This window comes from Mucilaginibacter rivuli (genome assembly GCF_019391655.1).
Classification (GTDB): domain Bacteria; phylum Bacteroidota; class Bacteroidia; order Sphingobacteriales; family Sphingobacteriaceae; genus Mucilaginibacter; species Mucilaginibacter rivuli.
This window is the reverse complement of sequence record NZ_JAHXPQ010000001.1, coordinates 364,200-384,408: the sequence shown is the minus strand read 5'-3', so window position 1 is coordinate 384,408 and position 20,209 is coordinate 364,200. Positions and strand designations below refer to the sequence as shown.

Genomic DNA, 20,209 nt, shown 5'->3' with positions numbered 1-20,209 from the left:
AATACTTTTAATTGTTAAAAACCAAGGTTCAAACCAATAATGAATGAACGTGCACGCGGATAGGTACCATAATCCAAACCTGTAGTTGGAAACTGGCTGCTCCTGCCTTCATCAACGTTAACCTCCGGATCAAGGCCGCTATAGCCTGTAATAGTAGCCACATTATAAATGCTACCATATAACCTAAGGTTACTGATATGAATTTTTGAAAGTATAGATGTTGGCACACTGTATCCCAGGGTTAGTGTGTTCAAGCGTAAGAATGAGCCTTTCTCGATGCCCAGGGTAGAAGTTACGCCCATTTCGCCATACGATAGCGGTAAGGTAGCGTTTGCATTTGCCGCGTCTAATTGGTCGGGGGTTCTTAACCTTACCAATTGGCCATTAACAACATCATAAATTTTATAGGCGTTATTCAAAATCGCCAGTTTGTTTTCGTAAACACCCGCCTCTTTAGGCCCATACAATGAAGCCAGTTTGTTTGCATTATAAATATCATTACCATAACTCCAGTTAAAATTAAGGCCCAGGTCTATATTTTTATAACTTACATTAAAGTTGAAACCACCTGTATGAACCGGAACTGTTTTTCCGATAACGGAAAGATCATTATCATCGATCTTATTATTGGAATCATCCCTGTTTACAAATTTAGGAAGACCCGGATAAGCGACCTGGCCCGAAGGACGGTCAGTGGTTACTAACCCATGCACTACGCCAACAAAGGTACCAATATCAGGGATGCCGGGTTTTAGCGTATACATACCATTAGTTGCGTTATACGTAAAATCTGCAGGAGTATATATACCATCATAAGTTAAACCGCGGATCAAACCAACCGGATTGCCCTGTAACAACACATAGTCTGACGATGGATATGATGCCGAACCGGCCCACCCGGCAGAATAATACGGGTTCACGTTCGGATCTATCTGATCGATATTATTTTTGTTAAAGTTAATATTGCCACCTGCAGTAACCTTCCAGTCTTTGTTTTTCCAGATCGTACCGTTAAGCGATATCTCGATACCTTTGTTGCTGGTTTGACCCACATTGGCATAAGTTGTTAAATAACCGGTTATTGGCGCAACTGGCAGGTTGAAAAGCAGGTCTTTAGTGTAATTCCAATACAGATCAACAGTACCTGTTAATCGGCCTCCAAACAAGCCAAAATCGGTACCTATACCGCGGGTAACGGTGGTTTCCCAGGTTACATTAGGGTTTGCCAGGTATGACGAAGGTTGGTAAGCAGATGTACGTGTATGATTAATGGCATATTGCAATCTCTGATCTGTTACTGATCCGAAAAGCTGTTGCGTAGCATTAGGAATCTGATTATTACCAATTGAACCATAAGCTACGCGGAGTTTTAAATTATCAAGCCAACTGATGTTTTTCATAAATGATTCGTCGGATACCCGCCATGCAAAAGCCGCACCCGGGAAAAAACCCCATTGATGACCAGGAGCAAATTGTGACGAACCATCTTCACGGAATGTGAAAGTGAACAAGTAACGGTCAAGTAACGAATAATTAGCACGCCCAAAATAAGAATTAAGACGTACAGGGAAATTTACACCCGAAGAGAATGACAATGATCCATTAACTGAATCATATTGGTTAATTTGAGCGAAGGCTGTTTCTTTAGTAAAATTTGAAGGGAAGCGGGTTGCTGTTATAGATAAGCTTGTACCGCCCGTATTTGATACTTCTGTACCTACTAAAACATTTAATTTGTTCGCTTTATTGATATTGAACTCATATGCGAGTGTATTTGCCCAACGCAAATTCCAATTGTCAGATTTGGTATAGGCGGCATTACCTGCATATAATTTATTACCGGTAACATCATCAATATAATTATTGTAAGTAGCGCCCGACCAGTTTTGCCGCTGGCCCCATCCGCCACCCATACTGTAATCAGTATGATAAACCAAGCCCTTAACAACTTCCCAATTTAATGATGCAATACCAATAAAATTTTGATTTGTAGTGAGGGGCTCATTATCAATGGTACGCGCAACAGGGCTATGCGTGTCCCACATTGAGGCTGTACCGTATTGCTGTATATTGCTATTTTGTAATGCAGCCAGGTCGCCTAAAATATGATTGGTAGCAATAGGGCGGAAACGGTAAGAAGAAGAAAGAATTGAGCCGCTGCCGCTGGTTGTGCTTTCATCGCCAAGTGTAGGGACGTATGAATAACGTGCATTCAAATCAAATGTAACGTTGTCAAACACTTTATGGCTTACCTTGAAGTTTGCAGCAGTACGTTTTTGGTATGAATTTAACTTCATACCCTGGTCATCAGCGTAATTAATGCTGAACAGCATTTTTGTTTTATCTGTTCCACCTGTTAAGGTAAGGGCGTGGCTCATAGACGTAGACCTGCCATACACTTGTCGCTGAATATCATCAGTTGGCAAATCCCGGTAACTTTCTATCCCACCGGGGTTTTTAGTGGTATATGAGCCAAGGCCAAATAATTGCTCAAACGGAGTTTGAAAAGCAACCGCGTTGGCTGCAGAGTTTGCCCAAACGTATTTCAAATAGTCATATGGCGCTAATGCTTCTAAATATTTAGTTGGGGTATTAAATTTAGCATAACCATTATAGCTAACACTGGTTTTGCCTGCTTTTGCCGATTTTGTGGTCACCAAAACCACACCGTTAGCTCCCCTTGAACCATAAATAGCAGAAGTTGATGCTTCTTTTAATACATCAATGCTTTCTACCTGGTCAGGAGCAATATCACTCAAGTTGCCGGGTATCCCGTCAATAAGTATCAAAGGTTGGTTGCTTTGAGATATGGAGCCCCCGCCTCGAACACGGATATTGATACTTGCACCCGGGCGTCCATCTTGCGAAACAACACTTACCCCTGGCAGCTTTCCTTGCATAGCCTGGGCAATATTGGGAACAGGCGTAGCCGCTATATCTTTACCACTAACTGAAGCTACAGAACCGGTAAGGTCACGTTTTTTTACCGTACCGTAACCAATAACAACAACCTCGCTCAGGGTTTTGTCGCTTTCTTTTAAAACAGCATCAATGTTTGTCCGTTTATTGATCGTTACTTCGCTGGTAGTAAAGCCCACAAAAGAGAATACCAGCGTGCCTGCTGTGTTATTAACTTTTAAAGTATAATGACCCTTAACATCCGTAACGGTTCCATTAGTTGTGCCTTTAACAGTTACACTAACACCTGGCATGGTTTCTCCCTTATCATCACGAACGGTACCATTTATGGTTTTATCCTGTTGCGCAAATACCTGGGAGGCCATTACTAACATAAAAACGATACTGAGAAAAAAGCGGCAATTAAAAAGTTGGATTTTTTGTCGCCAATGCTTAGCATCAGATAATGATTGATTAAAAAAATTCATAATTAACGTAGGTTTTATAAGAGGTTCATAAATAAGGTCCCAGCGGAATGGAAGTTTTGACGGCGCGCGCTGGGCGATCTTTAATTATTGATGTAATTGAGTTACTGAATAAATTGGAACACATGATTATATTGCAGGAATTTAGCATGCCATAACCGCTCCTTAGTGCATTGTACTGGCGGTAAAATTAGTAGGGCCTCTTAACGATTTCTCGTCGGTTTGCCCGATTTGTGGAATTGCCTTGAGTGATTGCACTGCAGGCACAAAAAAGAAGGGTAAACATTTTCTCATCATGTATTAAGTTTTATTGGTTAAAACAAAGAACAATCCCGACTATGTTAGCGGGAAAATAATTGGTTACAAAAAAAATGCTTCAGATTATCTTAAGCAGGTAATAATAATGGTTTATATAGGTGCCTTTGTTACAAGGCTATATTGCGCAATCGATTGAATTGCATAGCAAACTTAAACGTAACAGATATATTACAGGTCGAAAAATTGACCAATGAGGGCAAATATTTGGTTTTTATATTTATTTCCGCTATTCCACAATACCCGAGGCAGGGATGTGGCAATTATATTTGAAGTAAAGCTGAAATACTGATAGTGGCAATACTTCCGCCGAAGATTATACCAAAGGTTTAAGTTGCCTCTGGATAGTATGAACTTACTTTATCGTAGCCTGTTTTAATTTGCCACAATTTTAAAACTCCCAGCGCTTAAAAGCCTCAATGGCTTCGTAGTTAGCCAGGCCAAGCCCGTCGTAGGCTTTGGCAGTTTCGCAGGTACGTTCTTCAGCTCGAACCCAAAATTCACGCGCATCGTCGCCAGGGAATACCGGCATATCTTTTTGAGATTGATGTTTAAATATGGCTAAGCGTTTACGCTTAACTTCTTCCGGCGAAAGCGGTACCGCCATTTCTATTTCGTGTATCTCAAACTCGTGCCAGGCGCCACGGTACAACCACAGCCAGCAATCTTTTACCCAGTCTTCGGTAGCTTTTAAGCGGATCAAGGCCTGGTACACAATGTTAAAGCAAACTTTATGGGTACCATGCGGATCGGCAAAATCTCCTGCAGCAAAAACCTGGTGCGGCTTAACGGTATTTAACAGCGCCATGGTTTGTACAATATCATCCTCATAGCTTACCGCTTTCTGTGTTTTTAGCCTATCGTAAAAAGGCAGGTTTTGAAAATGGATATTGTTATCCGGTAAACCGGCAAATCTTGCACCTGCAATAGCTTCGCCTTTACGGATCAAGCCTTTTATGGTTTGTATAGCTTTGGTATCGGCCTGGTTAGGTAATTTTGATTGGAAGAACGAACGCATCTGCATATAAAGCGATTCCTGTTCGGTGGTATCCCGGCCCTCGCTTTTAGCCAGATCGATAGAAAACTCTACATATCGTAAAGCATCATCGTCCCACACCGCGGTATTTCCTGATGTTTGATAGGCTACATGTACTTCGTGACCCTGATCGGCCAGGCGAATAAATGTTCCTCCCATCGATATCACATCATCATCAGGATGGGGCGAGAATATAACCGACCGCTTTTTATTAGGTTGCGAACGTTCGGGCCGCTGGCTGTCGTCGGCATTGGGCTTGCCTCCCGGCCAACCGGTAATGGTGTGTTGTATTTTATTGAAAATGTTAATATTAATATTGTAAACCGGCCCTTGTTCGGTAGCCAGCTGCGCCATGCCATGGGTGTTGTAATCTTCTTCGGTTAATTTTAATATCGGCTTGTTTACGGTTTTAGCCAGCCATATCACCGCTTTCTTTATCAGGTTCTCGTCCCAGTAACAATCTTTTACTAACCACGGGGTATTAAAGCGCGTTAGTTCCGAAGCTGCATCTTCATCCAGCACAAACTCCACATGATCTGATAGTTGCAAATATGTTGCTGGCACTTCTGATGATATTTCGCCCTCGACCGCTTTTTTTACTATTGAGGCTTTTTTAGCATTCCAGGCCATCAGGATAATTTCTTTGGCCTTAAAAATAGTGCCTATACCCATAGTAATAGCTTTGGTAGGTACATTAGCTTTACCCCCAAAATCGCGCGATGCGTCACGGCGGGTCAGATCATCCAATGTAACCAGCCTGGTACCCGAGTTTGGGGCCGATCCTGGTTCGTTAAAACCGATGTGCCCGGTTCTGCCTATCCCTAATAATTGTATATCAAGGCCGTCATAAGTGCTTATTTTTTGCTCATAGGCCAGGCAAAACGCTTCTATATCTTCACGTAAAAGCGTTCCGTCGGGGATGTGAATATTGGCCCGGTCGATATCAATATGATCGAACAGGTTTTCGTTCATAAAGGTTACATAGCTTTGTACCGCGTCGGCTTTCATGGGGTAGTACTCATCCAGATTAAACGTAACAACGTTTTTAAAGCTTAAGCCCTCTTCTTTGTGCAAACGGATCAGCTCTTTATATACGTTAATGGGTGTAACGCCTGTAGCTAAACCCAATACTGCTTTTTCGCCTGCTTTTTGCTTTTTTACAATAATATCGGCAATACGGCGGGCTACAACTTTGCTTGCTTCCAGTTGGTTAACAAATACCTTTACCGCCAACTTTTCAAAACGTGTTTCTTCTAAAAGATTTAATCGTGACATAATTGATATTGTACTGTTATCGTTTAAATACTGAGATCACTTTTTTACTACCCGTTACTATTGCTACCATAACCAACCCGGCTATCAATCCGGCACTGAACTCCTTAATCATCGTGTGCAGGTTTGGAAATATATGGTGTAAATATTCAATGTTATGAACAAAAATACCCCCCGAAACAAAGATCAAGGCAATTGTGCCGGTAACGGCTAAAAGCTTAATAATAATGGGTAATGATTTAACAAGTAACAAACCAAGTGCCGCAAGGAAACCTTTGTTATTGGCGTGCCTCATCAACCGGTATCCCGCGTCATCCATCCGTACAATTAATGCAACTATGCCATAAACGCCAATTGTAGCTAAAAACGCGACAACGGTAACCGTTGTGATCTGTATCAGCAGGGGTTTTTCTAACACGGTTCCCAACGCGATGATAACGATTTCGATAGACAGGATAAAGTCGGTTAATATGGCCGCTCTAACTTTTGCTTTTTCTGCCTCTGTACCATTATCGCCGGTATCTGCAACTACTTCATGAGCCGTTTTTGAGCGATGAAAAAAGTATTCAATTATTTTTTCTACGCCTTCATAAGCCAGGTAAAACCCACCTAAAACCAATGCCATTTTAATAGCAACAGGAAAAAACACATTGAGCAATAAAGCTATGGGTACAATAATAAGCTTATTAACAAATGAGCCTTTGGTAATTGCCCACAGTACAGGCAACTCCCGCGAAGACAAAAAGCCGGTAGCTTTTTCGGCATTCACAGCCAAATCATCGCCTAATATGCCTGTAGTTTTAGTTGCCGCAACTTTGGTTGTTACGGCAACATCATCCATCAAAGCCCCTATATCATCCAATATCGCAAAAAAACCTGATGGCATGTTATTAGCGTTGTATGTTGTAAATATAAACTAATCCGATTTAGCAATATTAGTTTACCTAATATTTTAGCCGCTAACTTACAAAATCCCCTATAAAAAGTATCAGATGTTTTAACTTATGGCATTAAGCTTTGTGTTAAAAAAGCAAGCAGTAAAAGCCGAAGTAAGCCTGCCATTCAGAATGATCAACAAAGTATTGTTAGTTGTTTAAAACAACGCCATCTTTAATAATTGTTTTATCGGCCATAAAGTTTTTATAATTATCAAACGGGTTTTTATCCCAAATAAGTATATCTGCTTTCTTTCCTTTTTCAATCGAACCATATTTATCATTTAAGCCCAGGGCTACGGCTCCGTTTATGGTTGATATCTGCAGAATTTCAGGAATAGTAAAACCATATTCCGCCAAAAGCAGCTGTTCAGAAATAATGGCCTTGCCACCGTTGGGCCAGTCGGTACCGATCCGGAGTTTTATTCCCCTGGCAGATAATTGTTTTACGTAGCCCATAAATATTTTAAAGTTTTCCCTGCACCTGGCTAACTGCGCTGCGGATAACGAGGTATCCTGCTTGTTAGTAAAATAGGTTAATCCAAATGGCTCGGCCATCAGGTGTATAGATGTAGAAAATGTAGTATTGCTTTTGGTAAGTTTGCTTATCAAAACATCCATCACTGCAGGCTTTTTATCGTGAATAAAACGAAACATCTCCAAACGCTCTAACTGCCCGTTCTTTTCGGCGCCCGGGGCATAATATTTTCGCATATCTAAATCAAGGTCTTTACCATCGGTTTGAACATGAAAAACACTGTTAACCAAAGTCAAAGCATGTTCATAGTTACGCAAGCCAATATCAAACGCGGTATCTATAAACATTACATTCTGGTCAACATGCCCGTAAACTTTCATCCCCAGGCTATCAGCAGTTTTAAACGCCGCTTCAAATTCCGGTCTTCGCAATTTCCAGTAAAGCTTAATATGCCTTATGCCCAATTGGTAATATGCTATAACTTTTTGTTTTGCCTCCGCAGGCGAATTAACAACGGCATGGTTAATATAGGGTTTACGGCTCTGGCTGGAAACCAATGCCCCGCCAACGGTATAAATGTCCAGGTAATTGGGCTGCGAATCATTATGCCAACTCAATATCGGCTGCATCCATTTTTCGGGCTGCCCCATTATCATGGCGGTAGTTACTCCATAAGGCAAAAAAGTATCAGAGAGTCGTTTTCTGTAAAATTCCAGTGAGTCTTTTGACAGGTAATCAGGTAAAGGGCCATAGCTGCGGTAAACATCAGTGGGATGAATGTGCGTATCGATAAAACCCGGAGTTACCAGTTTCCCACCGGCATCAATAGTCTTTGTAGCAGCATATTTTTTTTGATCGCCTGTTACTTCAGTAATGATACCCTCTTTTACCAGTATCGTTTGCTTTACTTCAAGTTTCCCGGTTTTACTGTTAAATACCTCTGCATTTTTTATAACCAGGTCAAATTTCGCTGCCTGTCCAAAGCAAGTAAGCGTGGCAAAAAAAGCCAATATAAACGTAACTAATCTCATAAATTTTAAATGATATAAACAAAGCTATGTATTTATATAATACTATGCAATACAAAGTACCATTTATTATAACATTAATTAAAAATGGTTTATATTGCGTTGGTAACCGCCGTAATCTTACACCATTATACCCGCCAAAGCCGTCTTAATATTTCAATTACCATAATCGTTTGCCTTGGTTTATCTTTGTCGTTAATTCAATACCCCATACAGTGATCAATGTAAATAACATTTCCGTTTCATTTGGCGGAACCACCTTGTTTAGTGATGTAACCTTCTCTATAAACGAGAACGACAAAATAGCCCTGATGGGTAAGAATGGTGCAGGTAAATCCACCATCCTCAAAATAATTGCCGATGAGGCCAAACCTACCACCGGTAGCGTAACCGGCCCTAAAGACGCGGTAATAGCCTATTTGCCACAGCATTTGCTTACGCAGGATAAGGTTACTGTTTTTGAAGAGACCATGAAAGCTTTTGCCGAAGCCAACCAGATGCAAAAAGAGCTTGACGAATTGAACGAGCAACTTAACATTCGTACCGATTACGAAACGGATGACTACATGAAGCTGATCGAACGCGTATCAGAACTGAGCGAGATAGTTTATACCGTAGAAGAAACAAACTATGATGCAGAAGTAGAAAAAGTGCTGAAAGGTTTGGGCTTTGAACGTAAGGATTTTGGCCGCCAAACCTCCGAATTTTCGGGCGGGTGGCGCATGCGTATCGAACTGGCTAAAATTCTGTTAAAAAAGCCCGATCTTATTTTACTGGATGAGCCTACCAATCACATGGATATTGAGAGTATACAGTGGCTGGAAGATTTCCTGATCAACTCGGCAAAGGCGGTAATGGTGATCTCGCACGACCGTGCCTTTGTAGATAACATTACCAACCGTACCATTGAGGTGACGATGGGCCGGATATATGATTATAAAGCCAAATACAGTCATTATTTACAATTACGTGCCGACCGCCGCGTTCACCAGTTAAAAGCTTACGAAGAGCAGCAACGGTTTATTGCCGACAATCAGGAATTTATAGACAGGTTCAGGGGCACTTACTCTAAAACCTTACAAGTACAATCGCGTGTAAAGATGCTGGAAAAGTTGGAAGTTATTGAGATAGATGAAGTAGATACATCAGCATTACGATTGAAGTTTCCGCCATCGCCGCGTTCGGGTCAGTACCCGGTAATGGTAGAAGACCTGACTAAAACCTACGGCGATCATGTTGTATTCAAAAACGCGTCGATGGTGATAGAGCGTGGCGAAAAGGTAGCCTTTGTCGGCAAAAATGGTGAGGGTAAATCAACCATGATCAAAGCCATCATGAACGAGATAGATTTTGAAGGCAGCTTAAAAGTTGGCCATAATGCCAAGATAGGCTACTTCGCTCAAAACCAGGCCGCATTGCTCGATGAAAACCTGACCGTATTCGATACCATTGACCAGATACCGTTAAGCGATGGCACCGTAAAGATAAAAGACCTCTTAGGCGCGTTTATGTTCAGCGGCGATGATACCACCAAAAAAGTGAAAGTACTTTCGGGAGGAGAGAAAACCCGTTTAGCCATGATCAAATTATTATTGGAGCCGGTAAATTTGTTGATACTGGATGAGCCCACTAACCATTTGGACATGAAGACCAAAGACATTATTAAAGACGCGCTCAGGGATTTTGATGGTACGCTGATCCTGGTATCGCATGACAGGGACTTTTTGGACGGGCTGGCTCAAAAAGTATTCGAGTTTGGCAACAAACGCGTGCGCGAACACTTTGAGGATATTAAAGGATTTTTGGCCTACAAAAAAATGGATAGCTTGAAAGAGATAGAACAAAGGTAATCCACGTAGTGCTTGCAAAAGGTAAAATCCAATCGATCTACTCCCACATAATACTATATTCAGGGTCTTCCATAGTACTCACATCGTCGGCATTTTTAAGCAGGGGAAGGGAATGTAGATTTTTTTTAGACTATGCGAAAAGTATGCGAATAAAAAAACCCCGCTTGTCTAAGCGGGGTTAAATCATTGATTTTAATTGCTCCTGAGGCTGGGCTCGAACCAGCGACCCTCTGATTAACAGTCAGATGCTCTAACCAGCTGAGCTACTCAGGAGTGTTTTCCGGTTTGGAGTGTGCAAAAGTATGATTATCCAGCTAAATTCACAATATTTGTCAAAAAAAAATTTCAAATTTATTTATATGAGTTTATTAGTTATTGGTACTGTGGCATTTGACGCTATTGAAACACCCTTTGGTAAAACAGATAAAATTGTTGGCGGGGCCGCTACCTATGCAAGTTTGGCCGCTTCTTACTTTTATGACAAGGTGAAAATTGTTGCCGTTGTTGGTGATGATTTCCCTGAAAGCGAAATAAAAAACCTGAACAATCATAATGTGGATACCGAAGGCTTGCAAATTAAACAAGGCGAAAAGTCGTTTTTTTGGGCAGGTAAGTACCATAATGATATGAACAGCCGCGATACTTTGGTAACCGAGCTGAACGTGCTGGCAGATTTTGACCCCATTATACCTGAGAGCTACCAGGATTGCGAATACCTGATGCTGGGCAACCTTACCCCGCAAATACAACAAACGGTTATTAAACGCCTTAAAAACCGCCCCAAGCTTATTGTGATGGATACTATGAACTTTTGGATGGACATTGCCATGGATGACCTGCTTGAAACTATTAAGATGGTTGACGTTTTAGCCATTAACGATAGCGAGGCGCGTCAATTATCGGGCGAATATTCATTGGTAAAGGCTGCGCGTAAAATAGCTGCTATGGGCCCTAAATATTTGATCATTAAAAAAGGTGAGCATGGTGCATTGCTGTTTAGCGAAGGCAAGATATTTTCGGCGCCGGCCCTGCCACTTGCCGATGTGTTTGATCCTACAGGCGCTGGCGATACCTTTGCCGGAGGCTTTATTGGTTACCTGGCTAAAGTTGGTACTATCAACTTTAATAACATGAAGAATGCCATCATATATGGTTCGGCATTGGCCTCCTTCTGTGTAGAGAAATTTGGTACCGAGCGTTTAACGAGCCTTACCCCTGCCGAAGTTTCGGCACGCATACAGGAATTTGTAAGCTTGTCGCAATTCGCTATTATAGAATAAGAGCATATATAACAAAAAGCCCGCACATCAAAAATGATGTGCGGGCTTTTGTATTTCAGGGTTATGTATTCTTCAGCCTTAAAATTATATCTTCACCTTAACAACCAATTTTTTAATAAAACCGTCGCCTATCATTGGCGCGTGAACATCATTAGGGTAAAATATTACAAACTGGCCGGCATTTAGTGTAAAATACATTTCGGCGGCGTCACTATAAAAAGAAACGTCTTTTTCTGCATTGTATTCGCCTTTAAGCGATTTACAATCGTTGCGGGCTTTCCAGCCCATGGTTTCAACTCCGCTGATCAGCACCTGGATATCTATATTTTTATCGTGGCACTCAAATTTTTCGGCGGCGGCTTCTTTTGTAGCGCCATCTTTTGCCATTACCGCGTATTTAACACCATCAACTTCGTATTTGCCAACCTCAAGCGCGTTCAGGTCGATAGAAGCCAGGTGGTCAAAAGCGGCTTTAAAGCCCGGGTGCAAAGCGATGTACTGGTCGCCGTTCGCTAAAGTATCTATGATCATAATTTTATTTTTAAGTTATTGATGGTTTGTTGATTCTGCCACAATTTCTCGAATCTTATCTATCAAAAATGTGGTTTCTTTGATATGATGTTCATTTAGTCGGCTATATCTTTCCTCCCATGATAACGTAACATCGTCTACATATTTGGGGACTTTGATCCATTTATACGTGTTTAGTATTTCGTCTTTGTCAATCATGGTTTGATTATAATTAGCAAACTAAAAATCCGCCCCAGCGAGGCCAAGGCGGATTATTATATTTTGTCTTTCGGACTTTCGGTCTTAGCGTTGTACGCGGCCCGAACCGTCACCTTTAACCAGTTCCTGAACTTCGTTCAGTGTAGCGTGGTTTAAGTCGCCAGGGATGGTGTGTTTAATTGCTGATGCAGCAACACCAAACTCAGCAGCGTCAGCCATTTTCATACCGGTAACTAAACCGAAAATGAAACCGCTGGCAAATGAGTCGCCTGATCCTACACGGTCAACAATACGTACATTATATTCTTTAGTGTGGTAAAACTCGGTACCATCATATACCAATGCGCTCCATCCGTTGTCAGATGCTGAGTGGCTTTCGCGTAAAGTTGATGCGATGTATTTAAAGCCAAATTTAGCTTTCATTTGTGCAAAAACGTCTTTGTAACCATCAAGGTTCAATTCGCCTTTGGTAACATCAGTACCGGCAGCTTTAAAGCCTAAAGTAGTATCAGCATCTTCTTCGTTACCAATACAAACGTCAACATATTTACAAAGCTCGCTCATTACCTGCTGGGCTTTTTCTTTGCTCCAAAGTTTTTTACGATAGTTAAGGTCAATACTGGTTGTAATGCCTTTTGCTTTAGCAGCTTTTAAAGCAGCTAAAGTTAAAGCAGCAGCTTTATCGCTCAATGCCGGGGTAATACCTGTAGTGTGGAACCAATCGGCACCTTCAAAAATTTTGTCAAAATCAAATTCGCTGGCTTCAACTTCGGCTATCGAAGCATCGGCACGGTCATAAACAACCTGCGAAGCACGCATAGAAGCGCCTGTTTCTAAAAAGTAAATGCCTAAACGTTTACCGCCACGGGCAACAAATTGGGTATCAACACCAAAACGGCGTAAGTGGTTAATAGCAGCCTGGCCAATAGGGTTAGCCGGTACCTTAGACACGAAAGTGCCATTCAATCCGTAATTGCAAAGTGCAGCCGCAACGTTAGCTTCGCCGCCACCATAGGTAACATCAAAGGTATCGCTGGTTACAAATCTTTTGAAATCAGGAGTGGATAACCTCAACATTATCTCTCCAAGAGTTACAACTTTTTTAGACATCGATTTTATATGATTTAATTGAAAAATAGATAAAATTAAGCTTCAGGTTTATGTAAAGCGATTCAAAAGTACATTAAACCTCATTAATTACTAAGTTTTTAAATAAAAAATCATCGGGAACGATTGCGTAAATTTTTTACCACTAATTACCTATACTTTTAATGTTTAACTTATTTCTTTCTACTTTAGCCGTCAAATCAATTATTACTTCAAAAAATCATCATGGATAAAAAAGCTGAACTTTTAAAGCTGATACCAGAGCAAGGTATTTTACCACTTTATTTTAATAAGGACGAGCAAACCAGCATAGAGCTATTACATGCTTTATACGCGGCAGGCATCCGTACAGTTGAATACACTAACCGTGGCGAAGCAGCATTAAAAAACTTTGCTACTCTGCGTAAAGTTTGCGATACCGAATTAAAAGGAATGTACCTGGGTATTGGTACCATAAAAGATGGCGAAACCGCCCAAAAATTTATTGATGCCGGTTGCGATTATATTATCAGCCCGGGATTGGTAGAAGATGTTGTTCCGGTTGCAGATAAAGCTAACATGCTTTGGTTCCCGGGATGTATGACGCCTACCGAAATTATCAAGGCCGAAAAATTAGGCGCCAAGGTTATCAAATTATTCCCTGGTAACATGCTGGGCCCATCTTTCCTTTCGGGGATAAAAGAATTGTTCCCTAACCTGTTGTTTATGCCTACCGGTGGTGTAGATATGACCAAAGAAAGCATTGGCGGCTGGTTTAAAGCAGGCGTTTGCGCTGTTGGTATGGGCAGCAAGCTCATCACCAAAGAGGTTATGGAAAAGAAACAATATGCCGAACTAACTGCTGCTACAAAAGAAGCTATTGCCATAGTTAACGCAAGCAGATAGTGATTGCACCGGGTAAGTTAACAAGGGGGCTATCGCTCACTCAAGCCACGTCGCTCAACATGATCTACATGGTTGGCATTGGCCCCTTTGTTACCCTTTCAATAGTAGTTGGCGCCATGAAAGGCCCGCAATGTATGCTTGCCTGGTTATTAGGCGCGTTGCTGGCTTTTATGGATGGCTCAGTTTGGAGCGAGTTAGGCGCCAAATGGCCCGAAGCAGGCGGCAGTTATGTTTTTCTGCAAAAGCTATACAATAATAAATGGGGCAGGCTGATGTCTTTCCTGTTAATATGGCAAACCTGCATACAGGCGCCCCTGGTTATTGCCAGCGGAGCCATTGGTTTCTCAAAATACTTAGCCTACCTTATCCCCCTAAGTAATTATGCCAAACAAGCCGTTAGCGGCGGATTGGTCCTATTGGTTGTGGCTTTGCTTTACCGCGATGTGAAGAGCATCGGTAAAATATCCGTTTTTTTATGGATAGTTACCGGCGTTACTTTCGTTTGGTTGCTGGGCTCGGGCATTATGGGTTTTGATGCGAAAAAGGCTTTTACATTTTCAAAGGACGCTTTCGATTTGACACCTATATTCTTTGTTGGTTTAGGCCAGGCATCACTGCAAACGGTGTACTCGTACTTAGGCTATTATAATGTATGTAACCTTGGCGGCGAAATTGAGAACCCCGAAATAAATATCCCGCGCAGTATATTTATTTCGATAGCGGGAATAGCATTTATTTATCTGGCAATGCAACTGGTTGTGCTTGGCGCGATGCCATGGCAGCAAATAGCCAAGTCGGATTTTGTTATCAGTACGTACTTTGAGCAGATATATAATGTACAGGTAGCTAATATTGCTACGGGGCTAATACTCATTATCGCGGCGGCATCATTATTTGCGGGCATGCTGGGCTACTCACGCATACCCTACGCGGCAGCTATTGATGGTAACTTTTTCCCGGTATTCGGTAAAACGCATCCTACCAAAAAGTTCCCGCATGTATCGTTATTAGTAATAGGCGGCATCGCTTTCGCGTTCAGTTTATTGTTCAAAATGAAAGAAGTGATAACGGCTATTATTACGATGAGGATTTTGGTGCAATTTGTGGGCCAGTCGGCGGGGGTTATTTACTGGCACTATAACAAGCCTAAAGAACCACGCCCTTATAAAATGAAATTGTTCCCTATACCTGCCATACTGGGCATTATTATATGGCTTTTCATCATGTTCACCAGCGATGTTAAGTTTATCGTGGGTGCTATTGCTATCATTTTATTAGGCGCGATAGTGTACGTAACCGTGGTGAATAAAACCTTTTTTAAACCGGCAATACAATCCAACCAATAAATTACATATAACCAATTAGCAATTTTATAACTTTACAGCTTTATAAACCAACCAAAAATGAATCAAAAAACAATAGGAAAGTACAGGTGGACCATCTGCGGTCTCATCTTCTTTGCTACTACGATCAATTATATTGACCGTAACGTAATAGCATACTTAAAGTCAACCTTTCATGATCAGTTAGGCTGGACGGATGGCGACTATGCCAATATCGAGATAGCCTTTAAGATCTTTTACTCGCTGGGTATGTTGGGTGCCGGGCGTATTGTAGATAAATTAGGCACTAAAATTGGGTACGGTGTTTACACCTTTTTATGGAGTTTGGCCGGCGTTGCAACGGCATTGGCTAACACAGTATTGGGATTTGGCATTGTGCGCAGCTTTTTGGGCCTTGCCGAAGCAGGTAACTTTCCGGCGGCAATTAAATCGGTAGCAGAGTGGTTCCCTAAAAAAGAACGCGCGCTGGCTACGGGTATATTTAACTCTGGTGCTAACGTAGGTGCCATTATTACACCAATAGTTGTACCTATTATATTGGTTAACTGGGGCTGGCATTGGGCTTTCATCAGCACAGGTTTACTGGGCTTTGTGTGGTTAATATTCTGGCTGATGTTTTACGAAACACCACAAAAAAGCAAATACGTTGGTGCTGCCGAGTTAGCTTACATTGAAAGCGACAAAGAAGTTGTAGATAATGTAGTGGTGAAAGACCATACATACACCTGGGCACAGTTGTTGGGTTATAAACAGACCTGGGCTTTCGTTATCGGTAAGTTTTTAACCGACCCGATATGGTGGTTTTACCTCTTTTGGTTACCCGATTATTTCGAAAGTGTTTTCCACTCAAAATTAGACGCTGCAAGCTGGCCGGTAGCTACGGTTTATATCATATCAACCGTGGGTAGTATAGGCGGTGGCTGGATACCTTTGTGGTTAATTAAGCGAGGTGTTCCCGTATTCAAAGCACGTAAAATGTCGATGTTGGTATATGCCTTCTTTGTTATCCCTATCGTGTTTGCATTGATATTAGGTAAAATGAACATGTGGTACGCCGTAGGTGTTATAGGTATAGCCGCAGCGGCACACCAGGCCTGGAGTGCAAACATCTTCACCACCGTGAGCGATATGTTCCCCAAAGGGGCAACAGGCTCGGTTACCGGTATAGGTGGCATGGCAGGTGGATTGGGGGGTATAGCCTTATCGCTGTTCGTACAAAAGCAAATGTTCGTGTACTATCGCAGCATTGGCCATATCGAAACAGCTTATTATATCATGTTCGCTATTTGCGCCTCGGCGTATTTGCTGGCATGGGTTATTATGCACTTTTTAGTACCCAAGATGAAGCCCATCACAGGCGGAACTCCCGGCGTATAATTAAGGCCTTATATATTTTATTAAAGGGGGCTTAAAGCCCCCTTTTTTTGTTCACGCTTTTTTTATATCAATTAATAATTACCTATCACACAATCAAAAATGAGTTTTACAGAACAATTAACATCCCTGTTTATCAGGGAAGATGCCATCCCGGAGGAGTACCGGCTGGATGGCGAGGTGCACCAGCGGGAGTACCTCTGCAACGGGGAAATGCGCCAATGGGCTGGCCCTTTCCAGGAAGTTTATTCGCCGGTGTGTATACCGGGCGCAGATGGCCTGCAGCGTAAGCTGATAGGCACATACCCCATCTGTACCGACAAAGAAGCTATGGAGGCACTTGATGCCGCTACCTTAGCCTACAACAATGGCCGTGGCGAATGGCCAACCATGAGTGTTGCCGACCGTATTAAATGTGTAGAGAACTTCACGTTTAAAATGATGGAGCAACGCATCAAGGTGATCAAGCTCATCATGTGGGAGATCGGCAAATCATGGGCCGATTCGACCAAGGAATTTGACCGTACGGTGGAATACATTAACCTCACTATTGACGCGCTAAAGGACATCGACCGTGAGTCGTCGCGCTTCCAGATAGAGCAGGGTATTGTGGCGCAGGCGCGCCGTTCGCCTTTGGGTGTAGTACTTTGTATGGGGCCGTTCAACTATCCCTTAAACGAAACCTTTACCACGTTAATACCTGCCCTTATCATGGGCAATACCGTACTCTTCAAACCTCCGAAACATGGTACACTTTTACACTACCCTTTATTAGAAGCTTTCCGTACCTCTTTCCCGAAAGGTGTAGTAAACAGCATTTACGGTCGTGGTGCTAATACAGTGCCGGGATTGATGCAATCGGGCAAGGTAAATGTGCTTACGCTGATCGGATCGAGCAAGGTAGCTAACGAATTGAAAAAAATGCACCCTAAGGTAAATCGCCTGCGTGCTGTTTTAAGTTTGGATGCCAAAAACGTAGCCATCGTTACCAAAGATGCTGATCTGAAATTAGCCGTAGGTGAAATTGTGTTAGGTGCGCTTACCTTTAACGGGCAGCGTTGTACCGCGCTAAAAATCATCTTCGTGCACAAATCGGTAGCTGATGAGTTCAATGCTTTGCTTAGCGCCGAAGTTGCCAAACTAAAAATTGGCATGCCATGGGAAAAAGGTGTAAACATAACCCCGCTGCCAGAACCGCACAAGCCGGATTATATTAAAGAGTGTATTGACAACGCCATTGCTAACGGGGGCAAAGTGATCAACGAGAATGGCGGGGCTACTTCGGCATCCATCGTATTCCCTGCTATTGTTTACCCGGTTAACGAGAAGATGAAGCTTTACCGCGAAGAGCAGTTCGGGCCGATCATCCCGGTGGTACCTTTCGAATCGATTGAAGAACCTATCCAATACCAGATCAACTCGGTACACGGGCAGCAGGTGAGTATCTTCAGTAATGACCCGAAGGAAATATCCGACCTGATCGATCCTTTTGTAAACCTGGTTAGTCGTGTAAATATAAACGCGCAATGCCAGCGCGGCCCCGATGTTTTCCCTTTTACAGGACGAAAAGACAGCGCCGAAGGAACGCTTTCGGTTGTTGATGCGCTGCGGGCATTCTCCATACGCTCATTAGTAGCAACAAAGCTGAACGATACCAATAAAGGTTTGGTAAACGAGATCGTAAACAATCATGATTCCAACTTTTTAAGCACGAAATATATTTTCTAAAACTCGTGCAACCTATTTAATTACAGCCTCGTCTTTAAAACAGAAGACGGGGCTTTTTTGCGCCCCTTTATTTTAGGCAAACTGTAACATTATTTTAGATTCCCTTATATTAATTGAAGGTTAAATTCGTTTATCAAATATTACGCCGACCGATATATTTTAAATTGTAATGAAATTGTAAAATGGATGATATCATCCAAAATCACTAAACCAATTAATTCTAACACCGTCTTATCTATATAAAAACTGATTTTAAACACATGAAAAAAGCACATAAATATTCATTCACTTCTCTTGCAGTGGTAATGATCACGGTTTTCACATTCTCATTTAGTTACGCCCAGCATGGCCGTGGTAACAATGGCGGTGGTGGCCACTTTGGTGGCGGCAGCCAGCGTTCTAATGGTGGTGGTAGCCAACGTTCATTCGGCGGTGGTGGTAACCAGCATTATTCGTCGCCGGGCCAAAGGTCTTATGGTGGCGGGCAACAGTACCAGCAGCCACGTACAAATGGTTTTACACCCGGCGGTGGCTCACAGTCAAGGGCATATCCGCAGGGTGGGCCTGTTACAAGGTCGTATTCTTCGCCACGTATAGTGCCAAGTTACAGGGCGCCGGGCTATGGTGCGTACCGCACACCTTATTATGCAGGCCGTGGCGGCAGGTATGAAGGTAGTGGCTATTACAGGGGTGGCCGTTATTACGGTTATAACCGTCCTATATTTTCAGGTGGTTTTTACAGCAGGTATTATGCCCCGCGCTTAGGTTTCCATATTAATGTATTGCCTTTTGGATATTATCCATTTTATTATGGCGATAACCGGTATTACTATAACGATGGTTTCTTTTACCAGCAATATGGCAATAACGACTACCAGGTTGTAGCCCCGCCAATTGGTGCCGAAGTAAATCAATTACCTGCAGGCGCTAAAAGCATCATGATAGATGGCGTACAGTATTATGAATTAAATGGTGTGTATTACCAGCCTGTAACTAACGAAGATGGCAGCGTGAGCTACCAGATAGCCGGAAAAGATGGCCAGTTGGAAACCAATCCCGGTCCTGATCAAAACCAGCAGCCCCAGGATGATTATCCACCGGCTAACTAATTATAAATTAACATAGGTTATAAGTGCCCCGGTTTGTAACAATACACATCGGGGCATTTTTATTAAACGGTTATGATAATTGGATTTAATTATAATTTGTACCTTTACTGAATTATTTGACAATCAAAATTAAAAAAACGCACCATGGCACACGGGATCCTTTTATTTATTAGCGGGCAAGATCTGATCATTATCGCTGTTGTTGTCCTATTGCTATTTGGAGGCAGAAAAATACCTGAATTTGCTAAAGGTTTAGGCCAGGGCATCCGTGAGTTTAAAGATGCTTCGGAAGGCAAAAAAGATGAGAAAACTGCTTCGAAAGAAGAGTCTGAAAAGAAATAAAAATTCAGAGGCCGT

14 protein-coding genes and 1 tRNA gene are annotated in these 20,209 nt (G+C 42.2%); 8 read left to right on the top strand and 7 right to left on the bottom strand.

Annotated elements, in window-relative coordinates:
- Positions 1-14 precede the first annotated feature (14 nt).
- The 4 genes from KXQ82_RS01770 to KXQ82_RS01755 form a co-directional block, all read right to left on the bottom strand.
- Entirely contained in the window at positions 15-3,284 is a 3,270-nt protein-coding gene (locus tag KXQ82_RS01770) for a SusC/RagA family TonB-linked outer membrane protein (protein WP_219486256.1), read from the bottom strand.
- A gap of 805 nt (positions 3,285-4,089) precedes the next feature.
- Positions 4,090-6,009, bottom strand: a complete 1,920-nt coding sequence (gene nagB / locus KXQ82_RS01765; protein ID WP_219486254.1) for a glucosamine-6-phosphate deaminase — start codon at positions 6,007-6,009, stop codon at positions 4,090-4,092.
- Positions 6,010-6,025: 16 nt separating this feature from the next.
- Positions 6,026-6,892 carry a DUF808 family protein gene (locus KXQ82_RS01760; RefSeq protein ID WP_219486252.1) on the bottom strand — a complete coding sequence of 289 codons (867 nt, stop codon included), beginning with the start codon at positions 6,890-6,892 and terminating at the stop codon, positions 6,026-6,028.
- A gap of 199 nt (positions 6,893-7,091) precedes the next feature.
- Complete coding sequence (locus tag KXQ82_RS01755; protein WP_219486250.1) at positions 7,092-8,450, bottom strand: amidohydrolase family protein; 1,359 nt, start codon at positions 8,448-8,450, stop codon at positions 7,092-7,094.
- Between the two features lie 212 nt (positions 8,451-8,662).
- Here KXQ82_RS01755 and KXQ82_RS01750 point away from each other — a divergent pair, with 212 nt between their 5' ends.
- Complete coding sequence (locus KXQ82_RS01750; protein WP_219486248.1) at positions 8,663-10,297, top strand: ABC-F family ATP-binding cassette domain-containing protein; 1,635 nt, start codon at positions 8,663-8,665, stop codon at positions 10,295-10,297.
- A 199-nt stretch (positions 10,298-10,496) separates the two neighbouring features.
- Here KXQ82_RS01750 and KXQ82_RS01745 read toward each other — a convergent pair.
- Positions 10,497-10,570, bottom strand: a tRNA-Asn gene (locus KXQ82_RS01745).
- A gap of 86 nt (positions 10,571-10,656) precedes the next feature.
- Between KXQ82_RS01745 and KXQ82_RS01740 the strand changes: the two genes are divergently transcribed.
- A complete protein-coding gene (locus tag KXQ82_RS01740) occupies positions 10,657-11,577 on the top strand; it encodes a PfkB family carbohydrate kinase (protein WP_219486246.1) in 921 nt (306 codons plus the stop codon).
- An 84-nt stretch (positions 11,578-11,661) separates the two neighbouring features.
- Here the strand turns inward: KXQ82_RS01740 and KXQ82_RS01735 are convergent, their stop codons facing one another.
- Together KXQ82_RS01735 and KXQ82_RS01730 are read right to left on the bottom strand one after the other, a co-directional pair.
- Positions 11,662-12,108 (bottom strand): NanQ anomerase/TabA/YiaL family protein, encoded by a 447-nt coding sequence (locus tag KXQ82_RS01735; protein ID WP_219486245.1) that lies wholly within the window; start codon positions 12,106-12,108, stop codon positions 11,662-11,664.
- Positions 12,109-12,390: 282 nt separating this feature from the next.
- Positions 12,391-13,416, bottom strand: a complete 1,026-nt coding sequence (locus tag KXQ82_RS01730) for a sugar kinase (protein WP_219486243.1) — start codon at positions 13,414-13,416, stop codon at positions 12,391-12,393.
- A 222-nt stretch (positions 13,417-13,638) separates the two neighbouring features.
- On the opposite strand from KXQ82_RS01730, the gene KXQ82_RS01725 reads away from it, so the two are divergent.
- The 6 genes from KXQ82_RS01725 (at position 13,639) to KXQ82_RS01700 (ending at position 20,194) form a co-directional block, all read left to right on the top strand.
- A complete protein-coding gene (locus KXQ82_RS01725; RefSeq protein ID WP_219486241.1) occupies positions 13,639-14,298 on the top strand; it encodes a bifunctional 4-hydroxy-2-oxoglutarate aldolase/2-dehydro-3-deoxy-phosphogluconate aldolase in 660 nt (219 codons plus the stop codon).
- Positions 14,298-15,644: an APC family permease gene (locus KXQ82_RS01720; RefSeq protein ID WP_369412408.1), complete on the top strand. Its 1,347-nt coding sequence runs from the start codon at positions 14,298-14,300 to the stop codon at positions 15,642-15,644. Before KXQ82_RS01725 ends, KXQ82_RS01720 begins: the two co-directional genes overlap by 1 nt.
- 57 nt (positions 15,645-15,701) lie before the next feature.
- Positions 15,702-17,018 carry an MFS transporter gene (locus KXQ82_RS01715; protein WP_219486239.1) on the top strand — a complete coding sequence of 439 codons (1,317 nt, stop codon included), beginning with the start codon at positions 15,702-15,704 and terminating at the stop codon, positions 17,016-17,018.
- A 99-nt stretch (positions 17,019-17,117) separates the two neighbouring features.
- Complete coding sequence (locus tag KXQ82_RS01710) at positions 17,118-18,743, top strand: NADP-dependent glyceraldehyde-3-phosphate dehydrogenase (protein ID WP_219486238.1); 1,626 nt, start codon at positions 17,118-17,120, stop codon at positions 18,741-18,743.
- A gap of 260 nt (positions 18,744-19,003) precedes the next feature.
- Entirely contained in the window at positions 19,004-19,852 is an 849-nt protein-coding gene (locus tag KXQ82_RS01705) for a DUF6515 family protein (RefSeq protein WP_219486237.1), read from the top strand.
- 144 nt (positions 19,853-19,996) lie between these two features.
- Positions 19,997-20,194, top strand: coding sequence for a Sec-independent protein translocase subunit TatA/TatB (locus tag KXQ82_RS01700; RefSeq protein WP_219486236.1), 198 nt, complete (start codon positions 19,997-19,999; stop codon positions 20,192-20,194).
- The last annotated feature ends 15 nt before the right edge of the window (positions 20,195-20,209 follow it).